The organism is Pedobacter fastidiosus (assembly GCF_014306625.1).
Classification (GTDB): domain Bacteria; phylum Bacteroidota; class Bacteroidia; order Sphingobacteriales; family Sphingobacteriaceae; genus Pedobacter; species Pedobacter fastidiosus.
This window is the reverse complement of the sequence record NZ_JACRYL010000005.1, coordinates 99,132-121,654: the sequence shown is the minus strand read 5'-3', so window position 1 is coordinate 121,654 and position 22,523 is coordinate 99,132. Positions and strand designations below refer to the sequence as shown.

Genomic DNA, 22,523 nt, shown 5'->3' with positions numbered 1-22,523 from the left:
ACAGCGGTGGGACTCGCTCCCCCGCTGCTTCAATCATTAACTAAAACTAAACTTTATCTTTATTTGATTACTAGAAAATAGATTCCAATAAATCAACTTTTAAATCTTCGTATCTGTTTGCACTATATTTTATAATAGGTGCACTGTTTACATTACTTTCTACTGCTGTAAAATCGTTCATACTAACTTTTGCAACCGATCCTAAAACTGCATTGTAGTTTTCTGTAGAGCCACTCAAAGTCAAATTACCAGCACCATTAATATTTGTGTTTAAGTTTACTGTATTGGCTTTAATATCGGCAGTAGCGCTATCGTTTAAAATCACATTTAAGTTTAATAAATTAAAATTTCCTGATGTTTTAATGCTTGAAGTATTGGATGCTTCAATTGATGAAACATTGTTTACATGAGCGATAACTGTCAATGCTTCTTTATCAAATGAACTAATTCTTAGCTCGCCATTTTGTTGCTGTACTAAAGCGTTTTTAGCGTAGTAATTATCGTAAACCTGCACACTTTCATTTCCATCCTGAATCAGAATTAATTTTACATTTCCACTGATTTTTATTTTGCTGATGTTCTTAACCGAAGTTAAATTTGTAAAGCTGTTGTTGTTCTCGTTTGCATTTGCTGCAACACTTGCAGTACCTAAAATTATTGTTGTTAAAGCTGCTGCGAATAATGTTTTAATAGAAGTTTTCATAACCGTATATTTTTATTTTTTTAAATCTTTTTGTTGTTGTTTTGAATATAAGACGCCACTATGCCCAAAACGTTGCAACGGATTTCCGTGTATTATACCAGCGTGAGGTTATTATCGACGAACGCCTGTAACTATTAGACGAACAGGAATAAAAAAAATTGATTCATAGAACGATGAGATTGTTAAATAGATGTTGGAGTCTAGATTTTGAGTGGTGAATCAGATAAACTTTTTTTGTTAAGCTATTAATTTAGTAATCTACATGATAATCAGATTGTTAATTAAAAACCAGTTGTTGATTTGGAATAAAAGAAAGAAAAACGGACTTTTATTAAATACCGAAATCAAACTAATTATCCATGTCAGATTTTAAACGTCGCGATTTTATAAAACTCTCAACACTTTCTGCGTTGCCAATAATTGCATCTGCTACGCCATTCATTTCTTATGCGAGGGAGGTGAAGCAGCCATCAAAAGATAGTGAAGCCGTTTATTTTATAAATGATGGAATATTTTATCGACCAACAGATTTTATTGAGAAGTTACAGGAAATCAATTCTGCAGATCCAATAGAAAGAGATAGTTATGGAGAAGGAGCGACTTTAGAAAAACTGTTAAAAAAGTTTATTGAAATAACGGGTAAGGAGGCTGCCGTTTATGTACCGACAGGAACGTTAGCCAATCAATTGGCTATAAGTGTTTTATGCGGAAATAATACTAAAGCATTCGTACAGGAAACCAGTCATGTATACCGTGATGAAGGCGATGCTTCGCAAACATTGTTTAATAAAAGGTTAATCCCGTTGGGTGAGGGGAAATCTCATTTTACGTTGGAAGAATTACAGGAATCAATTAAATATCATAAAGATGGAGAAGCCTTTGTTGGTGGCGTTGGTGCAATATCAATTGAAACTCCAGTAAGGAGATGCAGTAATCAAGCTGTTCCATTGAGTGAAATAAAAAGAATTTCATCGTGGTGTAAGGAGCAAGGTTACAAAATGCATTTGGACGGAGCAAGATTGCACATGGCAACCGCTTTTACAAAATCAACAGTAAAGGAATATGCTTCGTATTTTGATACGGTTTATATGTGCTTATATAAATATTTGGGTGCAACTGGCGGAGCGGTAATTTGTGGTGATAAAAGCATAATTGATCAAATGCATCACTTAATTAAAATTCATGGTGGAGGGATTTTTACCAATTGGCCAAGCGCAGCAATGGCACTGCACCATTTAAATGATATTGATGAGGTAATGGCAAAGATTATTGTTAAAACGAAAGATCTCCTTAATCAGTTCAATCAGTTAAAGGGATTAAAATTTATCGCAATAGAAAATGGTACAAATCAGTTTAATGTCAGCGTAGATAAGGGAATAGATGCTACAAAATTAAATGCAAGGTTAAGAGCAGAACACAACATAATTTTTGGGCAGCCAAGAGAAGATGGTTTTGTAAAGATCAAAGTAAACCCAACGCTTTTAAGAAGAGATAATAAATTGATTTACGAATCTTTTAAAGAGGCAATCGCTTTTGCGAAAATTTAAACGACTAAACCAGACTCAATTCTATAACTTAAATACTCATCTTCTTTTTGGGTCATTAAGGCTTTAGCTTCTTTGCCTTTGTCTTTGTAGCCTAATAAGTGCAATGTGCCATGAATCATGATGCGACAAACCTCATCAAAATCAGCGGTTTTAAAGGTTTTTGCATTCTCTTTAACCCGATCAATACTGATGAAAATATCACTTATGATTAGTTTCTCTACATCAGAATTGTCAAAAGTAATAATGTCGGTGTAAGTATCGTGATTTAAGTATTGCTGATTGATGCCCAATAAATATTCATCACTGCAAAAAATAAAATTAAGTTCGCCTAGTTTATAGCCTTCTTTTTCTATTGTAGCTTTTATCCATTTCTTAATTTTTAACTTTTGAGGTAAATTATAGGAAATAGATTCGGTAAAAAAGGAAATTGCAGGCATATTGGATTTTTTATGAATGCAAATTTATCGATTATTTTCTTTTGAACTTCAATTTAGGATTTCTAGCTGTATGGAATACCGCAAAAATTATTATTTCATCTGCTATAATCTCAAAAACTAAAACCTATGGAAATTTATTCAGAACTAAATGGCGATAGTTCTTTTTGAGTTTTTGGTAGTGTAATGGGTTCTTTTCTAATTTGGAATAACATCTGCCTAATTCAGCAATAAATAACTCTCCTAAACCAGCCTTTTGTTCTTCATACCAATTAATGCTTCTTTTGCCATTAAAATGGCAGCGGGCTTTAATTGGATAATGTGCATTATATATTTTTATGGCCTCTTATAATATCAAAAGAATCTTGTTTGCTGTAAGACTTACTCATACCGTTTAAATGCAAAGCCCTTTCCTTATCAAGGATCTCTAAATGTTCTTCAGTAAGGCTAAAAGATTTTTCATTTTCAATTTCGCTTTCAAGCAAAGTGTAAATGGCCTTAATCTTATTATCTTCTGCATCAGATAAATATGTAATTAACCTCTGTCTTATTGTTGTACTCGTCATACAACAAATATAATGAAAATAGTCTCCAAACCTACTGCGTCAAACTCAGTGATTTTAAATACTCGGCGATTTTATTTTTATAATAGTAGTTTAAACTTGGTGGTAAATTCTGCAACATATCGCTTCCATTTTGTTGTTGCTTTTTATATTGATCAAGCATTTTTTGATAGGAAGGTGGAAATTCTTTAGCCGCTTTACTTTCTCTTTTAGAATCTTCTTCTTGGTCACGCTCTGCTTTTTCGGCATCTAAAAGCTTGGTTAACAGTTCTTTTTGACGTTGTAAAGTTTCTTGCTGTAAACGTTTATTGACCAAGTCGCTTTCGGTCTGCTTCATATCTTTAATGGCCTGGTTTAAATTACCCATTTTGCCCGTTCCATCTTTATTGTCTTCCCGATTGATTTTTTCTAAAGCCTGGCGGATCATTTGCTGTTGCTGAGCCATTTTACCAAATTCTTTACTCATTTCGCCTTTGCCAACCGTACCTTGATTGCCAGATTTTTGCATCTGCTCTCTAGCTTTCTCCATACTTTTGTTCAGTTGCTCTTGCATTTGCGAAAGCTGTTTCATGCCCTGTTTTTGCTTGCCTTTTCCGCCTTTGGAGTTTTTAGAAATATTCTGCAACTGATTTAAAGCCTCGCTCAACATCAACGTTAAGTTATTTATCGAGGTCATGGTAAACTGCTGGTAACGATTCGCTTCTGGTGTTCTTCTATCTCCGAGGCTTTCCAAACTTTTATCCAAATTGAAGTTAATTTTATTCATTTCCTCATTCACTGTAGATTCTATTTGTGGAACCTTTTTGCTCAGTGAAAACAAACTATCTGCAATGGTTTTAAGGTTATCTTTTATACTTCGTTGTTTCTGAACATTGCTGATGTAAGACGGATCAGCATTTGTCATTTTTTTTAGGGCGAGCATCACTTTTTCTTGCTCGAAAGAAGTATTAAGCAGGTTTTCTAACAAACGACGCAACTCTTTCGCATTAAGGTTGTTTTCCATTTCTTCGCCTTGCTGTTGCATGTCGCTCATCTTTTTGGAAAGTTTTTCCATTTCCTCTCCAGCTTTTTGTTGCTTTTGGCTAGCACCTTTCTGGTCTTTTTTATCTAGAGCATCTTTACTATCTTTTTGGTCTTTCTGAATTTCCTGCATTTCTTTTTCAGGATTATCAAAAGGGTTTAGCTTTTCTAAAGATTGATTTTTCTCTTCTAATTTTTTTAAATCGTTTTTAAGATCGTTAGTTTCCTTATTTAAAGATTCCTGCTTGTCTTTAAGCGATTGTGCATCTTCTTTTTTATTTTTGGCTTGTTCGGCAAGTTCCTTCTGTTGCTTAGCCAAATCATCTAAACGATTGATATCATTTTGCAGATTTTGCTCAAATTCCAATTGCTTATACAACTCTAAAATTCGATCTAATTCATTTTTGAGGGTTTTATTATCCAATTGCATCTTCGAAAGTTCATTCTGCGTTTGGTCCTTATTCCGTTCATTCATTAAATTCTGAAGCTTTTGCAGTAGCTCCTTCGTTTTTTCATCAAGTACTTTATCAAAAAGATCTTTTATCTGTTTCTGCTTTTCTAAAAGATCCTGATTTTGGCCCTGATCTTCTTGGTTTTGAATGTTCTTATCGTTTTGTTCCTTAATTTCTTTTACGGCCTCGTCAAGTTGTTTTTGTTTATCTAAAAGGGCTTCAATTTGTTTTTTATCCTCAAAAGAAATCTGTTTTTTATCAATCAAACTTTCAGCAACTTTTTTGCTTTCCTTTTCAATTGTATTTGCCAAACGAATGGCCGATTGCATTTTTTGTTTCAATGCCTGATTGCTTGCATTAACCTGATCTGCGGTTTCCTTTTTGGTGGGTTGTTTAAAGGTTTTAATTTCCGACCGAGTGGTTTTTGCACCATTAACACCATCATTATCTGCTACTTCGAAATAATATTCAAGTTCTTGACCGGGCTTTAATAAAACAGTTTTTAAATCCCAAAAGAAGAAGAAGTTATTATCAGTGGTATTAGTTTTAATGGCTATATTTTTGGTTACTGCACCGATAGTTGTATTATTTTCTTTGATATTGTACTTAAAGTTCAAACGAGAAAAACCATAATCATCGGTTATTTGACCTGTAAAATAAAGTGCCTTATTGCTTATAGAATCTGTTTTTTCTTCAACTGAAATTCCTGGAGATTGATCCTTAATTATCGTAATTTGGTGCGAAAGGGAATCTTGAAGTGTTACATATTCGTTTTTAGGTGTAATGCTATATTTAGAATTTGATTTGATAACGGCATTAAACCCAGATTCGTTATCAGCTACTTTTAATACGTGTTGTTGATTGTTTAGAACAAAAATAAGCACATCACTTTGTTCGGTTTTAAAGCTCCAAGTCACTTTTGTACCCTCAGGCAAAAGCATATCGCCAACATTAGAAACCTCTTCAGCTCTTTTACCTAAATAGGGTGGAAAATTTAATGTAGCCGTTGCGTTCAGCAATTCTGGTCGGGGCTTTACACTTACTGTAAATGTAGAAGAACTAAAGCCACCGCCTTTAAATACCAGCTTTTTATCACTTTGAATGTTTTTGATGCTGTAATTGAACTTGCTTATATTTTCTTTTTCAAGCTTATAGGTGTTCTTTCCATCTTCTACATAAACATCAGCAGGAAGCTGATCGCCGGTTAATTTTAAGTTAAGGGTCAAATCATCGCCTTGCGTAACGGTTAAGTTTTTATTTAAAACATTAAAGCTAAATGGAGCTTGCGGTGCGATATATTCATCGTATTTGAAAAAGCTATTTGTTCCTTCCTTTAAAATCGCCGGAGCAATTAAACCGATAATTAAAATTATAGAAAGTGGAATAAAAAGGTATTTTAAATATTTACGATTATCATTAATCCGAACGGCTGTATAAAACGGAACCGGCTTAAGTTCCAATATCTTCTGATCGATGCTCGCCAAAATCAGATGATTATTTTCAGGCAAATTCTCTGAAAGGCGATGAAGCTGAAGCGTGTTGAGTAACTTGTCTTTAATATCGGCAAAATGGTTTCCGATGATAACCGATGCTTCATCAAAAGATAAATGTTTGCCCAGCTTAAGCATGGCCAATAATGGCTTAATAATTAAAAAACCAATGAGTAACCCGGCCAGCAATAAATAGCTAAAAAACACGAAAGTTTTAAACCCTGCACCGGGGTTTAAGTAGTAAAGACTCAGAAAAAGAAGAAGATACAAGCCAAGCAAAATAGTTGCAACATAAATGCTCCCTCGCAAAATTTTATTTAAATAAAATTTACGAATGAATTCATCTATCTTTTTAAGTAAATCGTTATAATTATTACCCGCCATACGCTACCTGTAAATATATAAAATCAATTGAAAAATCTTGATAATAATGGTAACACCATTACAAAGCCATTCATTATAGGTTTAGCGAAACTTAAGGTTTAAAATTATTTGTAATTTGAAAATGAAAGCTCTGTTTTTCATGGCGGTTTTCAGCCCCGCTTTTTGCTACAACAAAAGCAGAAAAGGCTTTTGGTTTCCGCTACAATCGGGTTTGTTTAATAAAGATTGATGCTTTTGACAAAATAACCGCCCCTGGCCCCTCCTAAATTAGGAGGGGAGTAGTTTATTGGCTTGCAGGTTAAATCCACCTCCTAAAATAGCTGAACAAATTTAAAAATTGCACCGACCAACTCCCCTCATTATTTTCAAGGAGGGGCAAGGGGTGGTTTTCTTCATTGCCGTTTGGCTTCAGCCAACGACGCATTATAGATTAATTTAAAATTATTTATCTTGTTGTAAATTAATACAAAGGTTACATAGATTTAAAGGGAGTGTTCTTATAAAAATCTACTTTTGATTTTTTGTATAATCAAACCCAAATATGAAACGAGTACTTATTTTTAGCTTAATGATCTTTGTTTTTTCTGCTTCTTTTGCTCAAAAATTTAACTGGAATAAAAATCAGGTAATTGCCCATCGTGGCGCATGGAAAAAAAATAATTTTCCTCAAAATTCTATTGCTTCTTTAAACGAGGCCGTAAAGTTGGGCTGTTATGGATCTGAGTTTGATGTTTGGATGACGGCCGATAACGTTTTGGTCATTAATCACGATCCTGAATTTCAAGGTTTAACGATAGAAAAAGTTAAGTATGAAGAACTTTTGACCAAAACAATGAGTAATGGCGAAAAAATTCCAACACTTGAGGCTTATTTATTCGAAGGAAAAAAACAAAAAACCACCAAACTGATATTGGAAATAAAACCATCTTTAATTAGCAAGGAAAGAGGAATTGAGGTAACAAATAAGTGCATTGAAATGGTGCAGAAACTTAAAGTGGTTGATTGGGTAGAGTACATCAGCTTTGATTACGATTATTGTAAACGTGTTTTAGCGCTTCTGCCCATGGCAAAGGTTGCTTATTTAAAGGGCGAGGTAAGTGCCGAGCAATTGAAAGCGGATAAATTAACTGGAGTAGATTATCATTATAGCGTTTATCAAAAAGATGGTTGGATTGAAAATGCCCAAAAATTAGGGCTAACCGTAAACGCTTGGACGGTTAATAGCATTACGGAAATTCAATGGCTTTTGGCACATAATGTGGATTATATTACCACAAACGAGCCAGAGTTAACTTTTGAGGAGCTGAAAAAGACTCCTGTTGCACAAGGATGGAAACTAAAATGGGCAGATGAATTTAACGATGCGGGTTTACCATTGAGTAAAAATTGGTCGTACGATGTTGGTGGGAATGGCTGGGGAAATAACGAACTTCAATATTACACAGATGCAGATTCTACCAATGCCAAGGTTAAAAAAGGCAATTTAAATATAACTGCGGTAAAGGCAGATCAGGATAAAAATCATTATACATCAGCTCGATTGGTAAGCAAAAACAAATTCGATTTTAAATACGGAAGAGTAGAAGTGAGCGCTATTTTACCAAAGGGAAGAGGTTTATGGCCTGCAATTTGGGCTTTACCAACCGATTGGAAATACGGCGACTGGCCAAAAAGTGGAGAAATAGATATTATGGAGCACGTAGGTTACGAGCCTGATAGCGTTTATGGAACCGTGCACACAGAAAAATTTAATCACGTTATTCACACTCAAGTTGGGAAAGGGGTAAAAATTAATCCTTACACGGCTTACCACGTTTATGCAATAGAATGGTTTGAAGACCATATGGATTTCTTTGTTGATGATCAAAAATATTTAACCTTTAAAAACACGAAAAAGGGAAGTCCAGATTGGCCATTTGATCAGAATTTCCACATGATTTTGAATATCGCTGTCGGTGGTGGCTGGGGCGGAAAGAAAGGAGTAGATGAATCTATTTTTCCGGCTACCATGAAAGTGGATTATGTAAGGGTTTATCAAAAGTAAAACGTTAAATTGTTCGGTGAATTAGCCAAACTTTAAACTAAAAGGTAAATTTCCATCAATCTTAATACATTTTTCTTATTCGAGTTGCTTTGCCTAAATTGCAGTATCTAAGCTATTTTGAATAAATTATGGACTCACGTAGAGAATTTCTAAAAAAGGCGGCTCTATTTGCTGGTGCTACAGGGATGGCAAATGCTTTACCCAGCTCGGTACTTAAAGCCATGTCTATCAACCCCGAACTCGGGAGTACTTTTTATGATGCCGAACACATTGTGTTTTTAATGCAAGAGAACAGATCTTTTGATCATATGTTTGGCAATATGAAAGGTGTAAGAGGATTTAACGATCCGCATCCACACATCCAGCCAGATGGGAATAAGGTTTGGCTGCAAAAAGATAATCAAGGATATACTTATGCGCCTTTCCACGTAGATATTAATAAAACAAAAATAACCTGGCAGGGTGGTTTGCCTCATTCGTGGAATGATCAATTGGCGGCAAGAAATGGAGGTAAATACGATAAATGGATTCCCTCCAAATCTCCGATGACGCTGGCGCATTATAACCGCAACGATATTCCATTTTATTATGCTTTGGCAGATGCATTTACCATTTGCGATCAGCATTTCTGCTCTTCGCTAACTGGAACTACACCTAATAGGCTATTCTTTTTTACCGGAACCGTTAGGGGCGAGCGAAGTGAAAACAAAGTTGCCGTTGTAAATAATGATCAGGCAGAATCGCAGAACAATGTTTTTGTAGATTGGCCAACTTTTCAGGAAACGTTAGAGGATAATGGAATAGATTGGCGCATTTATCAGAATGAACTGTGGACATCCAAACTTCCCGAAGGTGAAATAGATGACTGGTTGGGTAATTATGGCGATAATCCCGTTGAATATATTTCGAGACACAATGTAAAGCTCTCGGCTTATTTTAGAAAAAATGGCGACAATACCGTTAAGCCAGCTTTGAGCGCAAAAGAAGTTCAGGCGAAGTATGATAAACTTTCTCAAAAAGAAAAAAATTTAATTGATAAAGCCTTTCAAACCAACATTAACCAAAAGGATTATTTAGAGCTTGCTCCATTTACTTTTACCAATGATGAAGGAAAACCTGAAACTGTAAACATTCCAAAAGGAGATATTTTCTATCAGTTTAGAAAAGATGTAGATGAAGGGAAACTTCCAACGGTTTCTTGGCTAGTTGCGCCACAAAGATTTTCTGACCACACAAGTTCCCCGCTTTATGGAACCTGGTATGTATCAGAAGCTTTGGATATTTTAACTAAAAACCCCGAAGTTTGGAAAAAGACGATCTTCGTTTTAACCTATGATGAAAATGATGGTTATTTCGATCATCAGCCACCATTTGTAGTGCCGAATCCTGAAGATCCATCAACAGGAAAAGTTTCTCCTGGGATAAATTACGCAACAGATTTTGAAGGAAAAAAAGCTAGCCCAATTGGGTTGGGTTACCGTGTTCCATTAATAATTGCTTCGCCTTGGAGTAAGGGAGGTTTTGTAAATGGGCAGGTTTTTGATCATACTTCTTCACTTATGTTTATGGAGAAATGGCTCAATAAAAAAACAGGCAAACAAGTTAAAAGCAATAACATAAGCGATTGGAGGCGTGCAGTTTCTGGAGATTTAACGTCAGTATTTAGGGCGTATAATGGTGAAGAAATTAAATCGCCAACTCCACTTACAAAAGAGGGCGTAGTAACGAGCATAGAAAACGCCAAGAATAAACCGGCACAAGTTGGCCCAACGGCATTAAACCAAACGGAAGTTTCAAAAATAAACAAGCAACAATCTTTTTCCTTGGAAACATCGGCACATATGCCGAAACAAGAAAGAGGCTCAAAGCCTGCCTGTGCATTGCCTTATCATTTGTTGGTAGATTCTGTGCTGAAAAACAACGAACTAGAATTGACTTTTCAATCTGTTAAAACGTTATTTGGGAACGAAACAGAAACTGTTGGCGCTCCTTTTAACATGAGCACACCTTCAAAATATAAAGGCGTAAATGGTAAAATTTGGGCGTATGCGGTTAAGGCAGGAGCCAGCCTAACGGATAAAATCAGTCTGGATGATTTTGACAATGGCATTTATGATTTGGCAATTACAGGTCCAAATGGTTTCCATCGCCATTTTAAAGGAAATAAATCAAATCCGAATCTTTCGATAAAAGTTTATCCAGAACAGAAAGGATTGGTAACCAAAAAATTAAGTGGAAACTTAATCTTTGAAATTGAAAATAAATCATCGATTGTTCTCGCTTTGCAGATAACGGATAATGCTTATAAATCAGGAGTACAGAGAATCAGCATAAAACCAAAGTCGAGCACAACGATAGCATTAAATACGATTAAAAATGGGAATTGGTACGATTTCAGCGTAGGCCAAGTTGGTAATGCCGTTTTCAATCATCGCTTTGCTGGGAAAATAGAAACAGGAGAAATTACAATTACAGATCCTTTTATGGGAAATGTATTGGCTTAGAATGCAATTTAAGCACATCGCAATGACGATTGTTTTAAAAACCGATCGGCAATTCAACCTGTGTTTTATCCCAACCAATAATCAAATTTGCACCTGTTTCTTTTGGAGTGAATGTAAGCGAGAAATATTCGATTGATTTTGCCAAAGTTTTAACGGGAACTTCTACCCGAACGAGATCTTTTGATTGATCATAAGTAAAAGCGCCCCATCTATCGGTTTGGCTATTTACAATGATGGTCCATTTATCTTTATTAGGAATGGCAAACAAACTATACGTGCCAGCTTTAATTTTTTTGCCACCAATGGTTACTTTTTGGAAGAATCTAACCTCCGTACTTTCATTAGCACCAAAACGCCAAACTTTATCATACTGCTCTAACACACCAAAAATTTCACGCCCCTTTTTCTGCGGACGAGAATAAATTATTTTGATGATCGGTTTAGTTGCATCATCTGCCTTAACTTTCGGTGCATTTAGCGGATAATAAACAATATCCGCAGGGCTAGGATCTGTAACAGGAAATTTAATTTCTGCTGCGGAGTTTTCCTGAGCTTTTGCGCCAAGACACAATAGAGCGAAAACAAGAATAAATATATTCTTCATCTATGGTAGATTAGTAATATTGTAAAGAGGGGATAACCTCTTAAAATGGTTAGGTATTAGTATTTTCTGCCTTTAACTAGGGCATTTAAAAATAAGCCTGCGCTTAATAAACCGAACACTCCACCTAAAATTGCATAAATATAGCTTTGTGTAATAACCACTGCAGTTAAAATCCCAAATGCTAAACCCAATGCGTAATAAAGCCAGTTAAAGTTATTGTTGCTATTTTTTTGTACACTCATGTTTTCAAATATTTGAGGCAAAGTTAATATTTATTTTAAATTTTAATTTGTGATATCCGTTCATTATTCTAATAAATTGTTAATTCTTACTAATTCGTAATGGTTTTTTTTAAGATAACGAATCAGTTTATGCAATTTAAGATAAAACTTATCTGTTCTTCTAGGATCGGTACCAATATGAAGTAATAATATAAATCCATTTAAACCCTCGGCTTTTGATTCATTATACGTTATTATCGATTGATAGATTTCATCACTTTTGCGGAAACTTTTCCCCAATTCGGGGTAGGTGTAATCTGCATTTGATCTTGTACCAGGTGTAAAATTGATTATATTTAAATGTTGTTCATTTGTCCAATCGGAAATGCTTTTGTTATACCATTCGTATGGCGGAAGAAAAAACTTAGCTTCGGGTTTATTTATTCCCAAAGAAGCCATTGCTTGATAATTTGATTTTAAATCAGCGTCGAATTGAGATTTGGTAACTAATAAACTATCTCGCTTATTCCAATCACAATACAAAAGATGTTTATCAGAATGAGGGCCTAGATAATGACCATCTTTTTTTAACCTATTAACCAAAGGTTTAAAATTAGGGTTTCGATAGAAATTTCCGGTCAAAAAAAACGAGGCTTCAATATTTTCATCATGCAGTGTTTTGGATATTATTTCACCACCATCACCAAATTCATCGCCTGTAAAAACCAAGGCAATTTTCTTTTTGGTAGAATCGCCACGGGTAATGGCACCCAAAGTATAAGTTTTGTTCTCATCTCCTTTTGCTGCAGCTTCTTTGCCTGCTAGTAAATAAACCAAAGATGCAGTTCCATCCATAGTGGGTTCGTTGGTGCTATAATCTTCATAATCATCATGGTATACAGCTAAATCACTTTGAAAATCTGCATATTCGTCACTATCCGCTAGTTTAATTCCGATTAAGTTTTTGTAAATTTTCGTGTACACTGGGCCATCAACCAAACCCCCGTCAATAGGATAATTTTTTAAATGTGTAAATGCCGAATGCGGATCGGTTGGCGTATCACCATAGCTCGGCAATCCATAGACCATACTTGTTCCCCAAGGATTGCAACCAAAAATCCAGTCGAAGTTGGCTTGTTCAAGTTCAGAAAAGGTTTTATCGCCACTTAATTTTGAGTACCAGTTACATTGAATAGCAAAAGCAACAGTCAAATTATTACTGCACCAAATAAAGGGGATGCCCCGATAAAAAGCATTGTTTTTTGCTCGCCCCCAAACCTGTTTAATCCCTTCTTTGTAATAATCGATGCTTAAACTTTCTTCTCCAGTTTGTTTAGCCAATTCGTAATGGCCTAAGTTAATAAACGGATAATATTGATAATGAGAAGCGGTATCGCGTAGCATCCATGGAGTGATTTTCTCCAGATTGGCATAATATGACGCATTTTTTAACCGATTTGGATCTGGTTTATTTCTATTAAAATTGAAAGCTGTTTCTGCAAGTTCCATATCATCAACCCAATTGTCTTCGGCATAGATATAAGGAGATTTTACCGATGCTGTCTGTGTAACGCCAGGCTTTTTCAATGCAAAATTGTAAGATGATAAGGCTTTTGCGTTGAGTATTTCGGCATAATTTGGATCTCGCTTTTTAAATAGAAATGCGCCTAAATTAAAAGCACTACTAAATTTGGCTGCGGTAGAACTTGTGCCCGTTGTATTGTTCAAAAACTTTCCTCTTTGTTGTGGTTCTCCTGTTATAAAATAGAGCGGACGCTCGAAACCCTTTCCATATTGATTGTCCTCTTTTGGAATCCGCATAGAGATGTGATCACGATCATCGGCCAATTGATTAAACATAATATTCTTTTTAGGATGCATTTTTAATAACCAGTCTAAACCCCATTTTGCTTCATCTAAAACATCTGCTCTCCCGTTTTTGCCATCTAAACCGTTAGCCTGCTTTTCATCTCCGAAAACTTCGGGGAAATCTCTATAAGCCATCAGTAAATGGTAGGTTGCATTTGCCGAGGTTGTAGAATATTGCAAGTAATCGCTCGCGTCGTGCCAGCCTCCAGAAGCCTCGAAATGTGTACTATCTTTTATTCCAGCTTTATTTCCATATAAAACGAAACCATCATGAGTATGGCAACTATCTTTTAGATAAGGATTAAAGCCACTTCTTTGCTGGCGCATATAGCGCAAACAGAAATCGGCGGCACCATCGTAAACATGGTTGTTAATTAAAATGAGCGGGGATAAAATACCATTTGCCCGAATAAAAAAACTTCCTTTTTGATTAAAGTCAGAAAAGCTTAGGCGTGCTGTGTGGCGAAACGGACCATAAGCGCCAAAGTTTTTAATATTTGATGAAGTGTAAACTACTTTACCGCCATCTTTTTCGATAATTTCGAAAAGTGATGGAATTTCTTCTTCCTTACTTACCCAAACTGCAACTTTTGATGCTAATGGCGGATATCCCAACAGATTAATTCTTATCCAACTCTGCTGATTTGACTTATTAATTTCTTTAAAAGAAGTAAGGCTTATTATAAAAAGCAAAAAAACGAAGGTTAAAAAGAATCTGATTTTCATTTTTTAGGAGATTAATACGTATAAAATTAGGGTTTTATCAAGGAAATGTAAAAGAAGTACAAAAACATTTGGAATTTAATCAAACGATTGATTAATTTTGTGCCATCAAAAAGAAATGAAAACAGAAAAGATAGATAAAAGACAAGCCATAATCGAGGCAGCCGAAAAGCTGTTTTGCTTAACTGGGTACGAAGGAACTTCTACTCGGCAGATTGCGAGAGAATCTGGAGCGAATATGGCAATGATAAATTACTATTTCGGATCTAAGGAAGGTGTTTTTGTAGAGATTATGAATGAGCGTATTGCTGGTTTTGCTTCTCAATTAAAAATCATTAACGAAGATAAAATTTCATCATTAGAAAAACTACATCGGGTAATAGAAGGGTATGTGAATAGAATCCTTGCAAACCCAGCTTTTCATAAAATGATGCACAGGGAACTTTCTTTAAGTCAGAGACCCGAAATGTACGATAAAATTAAGGATGCGATGAGCCACAACATGTTGCTTATCGATCGCATTATTACAGATGGTATCGAGGATGGCAGTTTTAACAAAGTTGATGTAAGGATGGTTATTGCGACTATTATGGGCACCATTACCAATATCGTAATTGCACCGAACAAGGTTATGCCCTGCTCAAACTTCGATTTAAACAATCCGAAAGACAAAAAAATTATTAAGGAACGAGCAATCAATCACTTAAAAGATCTAACAACCGTTTATTTAACAACAAAAAAATGATACCCAAATCAATTAGATTAATGCTTGCGGCATCATTAATTCCAGCGGCTTTATTTGCACAGAGTACGAAGGAATTAAACATTAACCAAGCAATTGAACTTGGCATAGCCAATAGTAAAAACTTAAAATTATCTCAGAACAAAATAGATCAGGCCGTAGCCAAGCTAGAGGTTGTAAAAGACAATGTGTTGCCAACAGCAAACGCAAGTTTTTTGTACAATCATGCAGAAATTCCAACCAGCACTTTTACTTTACCCGGTGGAGGTTCTTCTTTGCAACTGCCTAAAAGAGCTGATGCTTTTGTAGGAACTGCGGCCGTACAAGAACTTGTTTACGGCGGTGGAAAATTGAAATATGCAAAAGAATCGACCAAGTTATTGGCAGATGTTGCCCGTTTAGATGCCGATAAAAGTAAGGAGGAAATTACTTATGCAGTAATTAACACTTATTATGCCTTATATAAAGTAGCGCAGAGCAGAAAAGTTGTTGATCAAAATTTAGAATCGATCGCAGCTCAAATTAAACAGGCTCAGCGTTTTTTCGAACAAGGCATTGTTACCAAAAATGATGTTTTGCGTTTCCAATTGCAACAGGCAAATGTTACGCTAACGCAGATGGATATCGAGAACAATCGCAAAATCATCAATTATAACTTAGATATTTTGTTGGGCTTACCAGAAGATACTGAAGTTAAAATTTCTGATCCGAATGGTGGCTTAAAAGCACCGGGCGCACTTAACGATTACATCGCACAAGCCATGGCAAATCGCCAAGAATTGAAACAACTTGATGTGCAAAATAAAGTTGCCGATTACAATATCAAAACAATCAAAGCAAATACTTTACCTACTGTTGGTGTTGGTGCAAATTTATATTATATCAACCCAAGTGGCAGTTTCATTCCGCCAGTAAACCAATATTTAATGCCGATTACATTAGGCGCTACGGTTTCATGGAACATCGCAAGCCTTTGGTCGAACAGAAATAAAGTAAGCGAAGCAAAAATTCAGCAGAGCGAAATTACCATTCAGAAAGACATTTTATCTGATCAGGTTAAAACAGATATTAATAGGAACTATCAAAATTACCAGGTTGCTGTAAATAAGATTCAGGTTTTAGAAACCTCAATTGCACAGGCAACAGAGAATGATAAATTATTGGCATCGAAATACAAAAATAATGTGGCTTCGGTTACAGATCGTATCGACGCCGAAACATTATTATACCAAGCAAAAATAAACTTAGAAATAGCAAAGGCAGATGCAGGTTTGGCTTACTATACATTACTAAAATCAACAGGAAAAATAACGCAATAAATACAGCAATGACAACTGAAAAGAAAAAAAAGAACATAGTAGTACCCATCATTTTAGGTGTTTTACTAGTAATAGGAATAATCTTCGGGGTTACCGAATGGAATTATTATAGCAAACACGTAGATACGGATGATGCCCAGATTGATGGCGATATCAGTCCGGTAGTTGCTCGTGTTGGTGGTTATGTAAAGGATATTAATTTTGAAGAAAATACACGTGTAACTGAAGGGCAGATTTTGGTTAAGCTAGATGATAATGACTACAAAGTAAAGTTGGAACAAGCTCAATCTGGTCAAAAAGGAGCAAGTGCTGGTGTTGGGGTTGCTCAGTCTCAAATTATCGCAACGCAAGCAAATACAAGTACAGCTAAGGCTAATGTAGCGGCAGCAAAAGTTAAGTTAAATTTAGCCAACAAGGATTACGCTCGTTATGCAAACTTGGTAAAAGATGGTTCGATTACGCAACAAGCTTTTGATCAAGCTAAGGCTACATTAGAATCGGCGCAAGCGGCTTATCAGGCAGCTCAAGATCAATACACAGCGGCAGTTAAGCAAGTTGGAACAACTCAATCGCAATTAGCGGTAAGTAGCAATGTAATTAGCCAACGCCAAAGCGATATCGATTTTGCTAAACTTCAATTGTCTTACACAGACATTAAAGCACCTGCAACAGGGATCGTTTCTAAAAAGAATGTTCAAAAAGGACAACTGGTGCAAGCTGGGCAATCTTTATTCTCTGTAGTAAACGATGGAAGCATTTACGTAACAGCAAACTTTAAAGAAACTCAGTTAGAGAAAATCAAATCTGGTTCTAAAGTAGAGATCGAAGTTGATGCTTATCCTGAAGAAAAAATTCAAGGAGAAGTTTACAATTTCTCTCCAATTACCGGCGCTAAAGGATCTTTATTGCCTCCAGATAATGCAACTGGTAACTTCGTTAAAGTTGTTCAACGTATTCCAGTAAAAATCAAAATTCATCCATCAAAAGAAATGCTTGCTAAACTACGCCCAGGAATGAGCGTTAAAGCTTCCGTTTCTACTAACTAATATTTAAAATGGCCGAAGTAGGTTTTAAAAAATGGATTATTACGTTTACGGTAATCACAGCTTCGTTATTGGAGCTGATTGATACAACCATTGTAAACGTAGCAATTCCACAAATACAGGGAAACCTTGGCGCAACCTTAGAGGATGTTGCCTGGTTGTCCACAGGTTATGCCGTCGCGAACGTAATCATCCTACCAATGTCGGGATGGTTGGGGAGTCGTTTCGGGCGTAAAAATTACTTCTTAACTTCCATTATCGTATTTACGCTGGTTTCATTTTTATGCGGTAATGCAACTTCATTAAACGAACTAATTTTATTTAGGATTTTACAGGGATTAGCCGGCGGGGGATTAATTTCTACCGCTCAAGCCATTCTTATAGAAACTTGGCCACGTGAAGATGTGGGTATAGCTACGGCTTTATTCGGTTTAGGAGCTGTTGTTGGGCCTACTGTTGGACCAACGATTGGTGGTTATATTTTAGAGATAGCCGATTGGCCTTGGATCTTTTACGTAAATATTCCCGTGGGAATCCTCGCCGCGTACTGTACGATAACCTTTATTCGAGAGACGCCCAAGGATGGGCAAGGTAAACCGGTAGATTGGTGGGGCATTGGATTATTGGCAATTGCTGTTGGTAGTTTGCAAACCTTATTAGAGAAAGGCGAAAGCGAAGATTGGTTTTCAACACCATACATCACTGCTTTAGCTGTAGCCTCGATTTTTGGATTGCTATTGTTTATCTGGCGAGAAACCAGTACCGATCACCCAATTGTTAATCTTAAGATTATGAAGAAGCGAAGTTTCTCTATCGGGATGTTTACTTCCTTTATCCTAGGGTTTGGATTATATGGTTCGGTCTTTGTCTTCCCCGTTTTTGCGCAAAATCTTTTAGGTTTTACGCCCTTACAAACAGGAAAGCTCTTTATCGCCGGTGGTATTTGTACAATCTCCATGATGCCTTTTATCGGTATTATGCTTAAAAAAGGTGTTCCAGCGCAATTTATGGCAACAGGAGGGATGTTTTTATTCTTCGTTTTCTGTTGGATGCTGAGTAAATCAACGCTTGCTTCTGGTACAGGAGATTTCTTCTGGCCGTTGGTTATTAGAGGATTTGGAATGGCTTTGCTCTTCGTGCCACTAACTACTTTGGCAATGCAAGATTTATCTGGACCAGAAATTGGACAAGGCTCTGGATTAAACAATATGAGTAGACAATTAGGCGGATCTTTCGGAATCGCGGCATTAACTACATTGATCCACATAAGAGCAGGCTTCCATAGAAGTAATTTGTTAAGCAATATAAATGAATACAATCCTGCGTTTACTGGAAAGTTAAACGGATTAATCCACAATTTTATGGCTAAAGGCTCGTCATTTATTGATGCAAGACTTATGGCAATGAAAGCGATTGAAGGATCGGTAATTAAACAAACCATGTTGCTTACTTATAACGATGCTTATTGGGTTGCGGGATTGATTATGTTGTTCTCAATACCTTTGTTGTATCTGCAGAAGTTTAAGAAAAATGCAAATATTGTAACGGATGCTCATTAAAACGGCCTCACCCTGTTAAAGTTTGTAAGTAGGCTTGGCCTGTATCCGCCCTCTCCAGAAGAGAGGGTTTGGAAGGGCAGTACATCTAAACCCAATAGGTTCAAACCACAATCCTTTGTTTCCCTCTCTTCAAGGAGAGGGATGCACAATAGAGAGTTTAACCATCACCATTCAAAGGGAGAGGTAAAGCAACACTGATTTAGCATCCAAACAAAGCCAAAACCTACCCTACAAAAACATAATCCTGCTGTAAAGTCCTCCTTTTAGGAGGATTTAGGAGGGGCCAAATAAAAACAGCCGGTGTATTTTATTACATCGGCTGTTTTAACCCAAAAAATTAACAATCTATACAATGCCCTTAAACATTGCATATGTTCTTATTCAAGTATCGAATACCCAAATAAGATTTTAAAAATAAAATATATTCTACAATTTTCCAAATTGTACGGCCTAGAATTTTAATAGCTTACGCATTTTTTGTAGTATTACGCTATACAAAACTATTGCTTAAGCCATGCCTAAACTTCGTTTAACAACTCAACGAGAATCTATTTTTAATAATGAGGTCATCTCAAAATTCGAACTGTTTAATAGTCTTTTTTTAACGCTTCCATTTTATAAGATAAAGGATACAGGTACATTGTTGCCATTATTCTTTAAAAGTTGCGAAGAAGGGATTGCAAACGGACAGAAGCCAGCTCAAATTATTGAGGAGTTTTTTGCTAAGTACACAAGCTATAAAGAGCGCAAGGATATTGTTGATTTATTGTTCCGTTTCATTCAATATATAGAGCGCCAAGTTGTGCTTTTTGATGCCGTGGAAGATGCTTCTTTTACCAAGTTAAATACTACAGATGAGCAAAGTACGCTTGCTTTCATCTTAAAAAAGAATGCCGATAATAAACCAATGTTAGCGAAAATTGAGAAACTGATTGATGAACTTTCTTTACGTTTGGTTTTAACGGCTCACCCAACCCAATTTTATCCCGGAAGTGTGCTTGCAATCATTACCGATTTAACCAAGGCAATTAGAGATAACGACATCACCTCGATGAATTCCCTTTTACAGCAACTGGGTAAAACGCCTTTCTTTAATAAAAAATCGCCAACACCTGTTGATGAAGCTTTAAACTTAGCTTGGTTTTTAGAAAACACATTTTATTTCGCTGCGGCTAATATTCAAGAAGAGATTGATCAGAATTTAGATGAATATAACCTTGAAACCAAAAAGATTTTAGAATTGGGCTTTTGGCCGGGTGGCGATAGAGATGGAAATCCGAACATTCACTCGGATACCACTTTGGAGGTTTCTAAAATGTTGCGTCAAATTTTATTTCGTTGTTACTATCGTGATTTTAGAGTAATAAAACGCCGCATCACTTTTAGAGGAGTAGAAGAAAACATTGCGCTTTTGCATGATGTACTTTATAAAAATGCCTTCGATCAAACTTGCGAATTACATGATATTTCTGATGAATTAAGGGAAAACCTTAATAAGATAAAAGATACATTATTGGCCGAGCACGATGGTTTATTTGTGGATTTAGTTAACGATTTAATCCGTAAGGTTGATTTATATGGAAATTATTTTGCTTCGCTTGATATTCGTCAAGACAGTCGAGTTTTGAGAAGCGTACATGAGTATTGCCGTCAGAATAAACCAATCTCTTCTTTATATCCGGCAGATTATGATAAACTTTCTGAGGCCGAAAAACTGAAATTAATTTCCTTTAAAGAGGCTACAATCGTTTACGCAACCGAAGCAGATTCTTTAACAAAAGATACTATTGAAGTTATAAAAGAGATTAAAGGAATTCAAAAACGTAACGGAGAAAAAGCTTGCCACAGGTTCATTATCAGTAATTGCCAACAGGCGAGTGATATTCTTCAACTTATCGAACTTTTCCTTTGGAATGGCTGGAGCAAAGAAGCGTTAACGATAGATTTTGTTCCGCTTTTTGAAACTGTTAACGATTTAAAAGGCGCTGCGGCGATTATGGATATTCTTTACAGTAATCCTTTTTACAAAGCGCATTTGGCTAGCCGTGGAAATAAGCAGGATATTATGCTTGGTTATTCCGACAGTACAAAAGACGGCGGTTATTTAATGGCAAACTGGTCTATTTTTAATGGTAAAACATCATTAACGGCCGTTGCTGCGAAACATAATATTCAATTGGCGTTTTTCGATGGTCGTGGTGGGCCACCTGCTCGTGGAGGAGGTAAAACACATCGTTTCTATGCTTCTATGGGTAAAGAGATTGCAAATAAAAATATGCAATTAACCGTTCAGGGGCAAACCATCAGTTCTCAATATGGCTCAATAGAAAGTGCCGAATTTAATATAGAGCAACTTATTAATGCAGGGCTAACCTCAGGACTAAAAGAAAAACATAACATCCTTTTAGATCCTGATAATAAAGCTTTGCTTGATGAGATGGCTGAAGAAAGTTATAAGGCTTTTGTCGATTTACGGGAGCATCCACTTTTTGTAAGTTACCTCGAAAAATTATCTCCACTCAAGCTGTTATCTCAAGCAAATATTAGCAGTCGCCCGGTTAAAAGAAATGGTGGTGGCGAAATGAAATTAGAGGACTTAAGGGCCATTAGCTTTGTTACGGCTTGGAGTATGTTAAAGCAGAACGTTCCGGGTTTCTATGGCATGGGAACGGCTTTAAGTACACAAGAAAAGGCAGGCAATTGGGACAAAGTTGTTAAGGTTTACGAAGATTCCGATTATTTAAAAACCATCGTTGATAATTGTATGATGAGTATGAGCAAATCAGACTTTGTAATTACCGCTCATTTAGCTAGCGATAAAGAGTTTGGTGCTTTTTGGACTCAACTACACGATGAATTCGAATTAACGAAGGAGATGCTGTTAAAACTCTCTGGACAGCCAACCTTGATGGCGAATTATCCTGTTGATAAAAAATCTATCGCTACACGTGAAAGAATTATTTTACCGTTGGTATTGATTCAACATTTTGCTTTAGAAAAACTTCAGCACGATCAAAACGAAAAAGATCAGCACGCTTTAGAAAAATTGGCGGTGAGAACGGTTTTCGGAATTGTAAACGCAGGAAGGAATTTGGCTTAAGGTTTGGCCTCAGATTCGCAGATTATTTTAAATTATACACCAAGGTCTGTATCAAAAGTCAGAATTCAGGAAGAGTTACCAAATTAAATTTTGCAATTAATTTTTACCTCACCCTGTTAAAGTTTTTGCTTTGGCTAGTGTTATGCTGTCCCTCTCCTTGAAGAGAGGGATTTAATGGCTTGTGAGAGAAACTCAGGTGTTC

The 22,523-nt window shown here is 36.1% G+C and carries 15 protein-coding genes; 8 read left to right on the top strand and 7 right to left on the bottom strand.

Annotated features, from left to right (window positions below; translation table 11 throughout):
- Positions 1-70: 70 nt before the first annotated feature.
- Complete coding sequence (locus tag H7U22_RS06925; RefSeq protein WP_187070624.1) at positions 71-703, bottom strand: GIN domain-containing protein; 633 nt, start codon at positions 701-703, stop codon at positions 71-73.
- A 359-nt stretch (positions 704-1,062) separates the two neighbouring features.
- On the opposite strand from H7U22_RS06925, the gene H7U22_RS06920 reads away from it, so the two are divergent.
- Entirely contained in the window at positions 1,063-2,250 is a 1,188-nt protein-coding gene (locus H7U22_RS06920) for a threonine aldolase family protein (protein ID WP_187070623.1), read from the top strand.
- Here the strand turns inward: H7U22_RS06920 and ybeY are convergent.
- The 3 genes from ybeY to H7U22_RS06905 form a co-directional block, all read right to left on the bottom strand.
- The gene (ybeY, locus tag H7U22_RS06915) at positions 2,247-2,687 is read right to left on the bottom strand and encodes an rRNA maturation RNase YbeY (protein ID WP_187070622.1); all 441 of its coding nucleotides are present in this window, start codon (positions 2,685-2,687) and stop codon (positions 2,247-2,249) included. The two genes, H7U22_RS06920 and ybeY, sit on opposite strands and share 4 nt — an antisense overlap.
- 323 nt (positions 2,688-3,010) lie before the next feature.
- Complete coding sequence (locus H7U22_RS06910) at positions 3,011-3,250, bottom strand: hypothetical protein (RefSeq protein ID WP_187070621.1); 240 nt, start codon at positions 3,248-3,250, stop codon at positions 3,011-3,013.
- 31 nt (positions 3,251-3,281) lie between these two features.
- Complete coding sequence (locus H7U22_RS06905) at positions 3,282-6,593, bottom strand: DUF4175 family protein (RefSeq protein ID WP_187070620.1); 3,312 nt, start codon at positions 6,591-6,593, stop codon at positions 3,282-3,284.
- Between the two features lie 541 nt (positions 6,594-7,134).
- On the opposite strand from H7U22_RS06905, the gene H7U22_RS06900 reads away from it, so the two are divergent.
- Both H7U22_RS06900 and H7U22_RS06895 read left to right on the top strand, forming a co-directional pair.
- Positions 7,135-8,637: a glycerophosphodiester phosphodiesterase family protein gene (locus H7U22_RS06900; RefSeq protein WP_187070619.1), complete on the top strand. Its 1,503-nt coding sequence runs from the start codon at positions 7,135-7,137 to the stop codon at positions 8,635-8,637.
- Positions 8,638-8,765: 128 nt separating this feature from the next.
- Positions 8,766-11,141 (top strand): phosphocholine-specific phospholipase C, encoded by a 2,376-nt coding sequence (locus H7U22_RS06895; RefSeq protein ID WP_187070618.1) that lies wholly within the window; start codon positions 8,766-8,768, stop codon positions 11,139-11,141.
- 34 nt (positions 11,142-11,175) lie between these two features.
- On the opposite strand, the gene H7U22_RS06890 is transcribed toward H7U22_RS06895, so the two are convergent.
- From H7U22_RS06890 to H7U22_RS06880, 3 genes are all read right to left on the bottom strand, one after another.
- Entirely contained in the window at positions 11,176-11,745 is a 570-nt protein-coding gene (locus H7U22_RS06890; protein ID WP_187070617.1) for a DUF2911 domain-containing protein, read from the bottom strand.
- A 56-nt stretch (positions 11,746-11,801) separates the two neighbouring features.
- A complete protein-coding gene (locus H7U22_RS06885; RefSeq protein WP_187070616.1) occupies positions 11,802-11,987 on the bottom strand; it encodes a hypothetical protein in 186 nt (61 codons plus the stop codon).
- A gap of 63 nt (positions 11,988-12,050) precedes the next feature.
- Positions 12,051-14,561 (bottom strand): glycoside hydrolase family 9 protein, encoded by a 2,511-nt coding sequence (locus H7U22_RS06880; RefSeq protein WP_187070615.1) that lies wholly within the window; start codon positions 14,559-14,561, stop codon positions 12,051-12,053.
- Between the two features lie 115 nt (positions 14,562-14,676).
- On the opposite strand from H7U22_RS06880, the gene H7U22_RS06875 reads away from it, so the two are divergent.
- The 5 genes from H7U22_RS06875 to H7U22_RS06855 all read left to right on the top strand — a co-directional run bounded on the left by H7U22_RS06875 (position 14,677) and on the right by H7U22_RS06855 (position 22,321).
- Positions 14,677-15,303 (top strand): TetR/AcrR family transcriptional regulator, encoded by a 627-nt coding sequence (locus tag H7U22_RS06875; protein WP_187070614.1) that lies wholly within the window; start codon positions 14,677-14,679, stop codon positions 15,301-15,303.
- Positions 15,300-16,619, top strand: a complete 1,320-nt coding sequence (locus tag H7U22_RS06870) for a TolC family protein (RefSeq protein ID WP_187070613.1) — start codon at positions 15,300-15,302, stop codon at positions 16,617-16,619. Before H7U22_RS06875 ends, H7U22_RS06870 begins: the two co-directional genes overlap by 4 nt.
- Before the next feature lie 8 nt (positions 16,620-16,627).
- On the top strand, positions 16,628-17,665 hold the full coding sequence (locus H7U22_RS06865; RefSeq protein ID WP_187070612.1) for an HlyD family secretion protein: 1,038 nt from the start codon (positions 16,628-16,630) through the stop codon (positions 17,663-17,665).
- An 8-nt stretch (positions 17,666-17,673) separates the two neighbouring features.
- Complete coding sequence (locus tag H7U22_RS06860) at positions 17,674-19,221, top strand: DHA2 family efflux MFS transporter permease subunit (RefSeq protein ID WP_187070611.1); 1,548 nt, start codon at positions 17,674-17,676, stop codon at positions 19,219-19,221.
- A 514-nt stretch (positions 19,222-19,735) separates the two neighbouring features.
- Complete coding sequence (locus H7U22_RS06855; RefSeq protein ID WP_187070610.1) at positions 19,736-22,321, top strand: phosphoenolpyruvate carboxylase; 2,586 nt, start codon at positions 19,736-19,738, stop codon at positions 22,319-22,321.
- Positions 22,322-22,523: the final 202 nt, after the last annotated feature.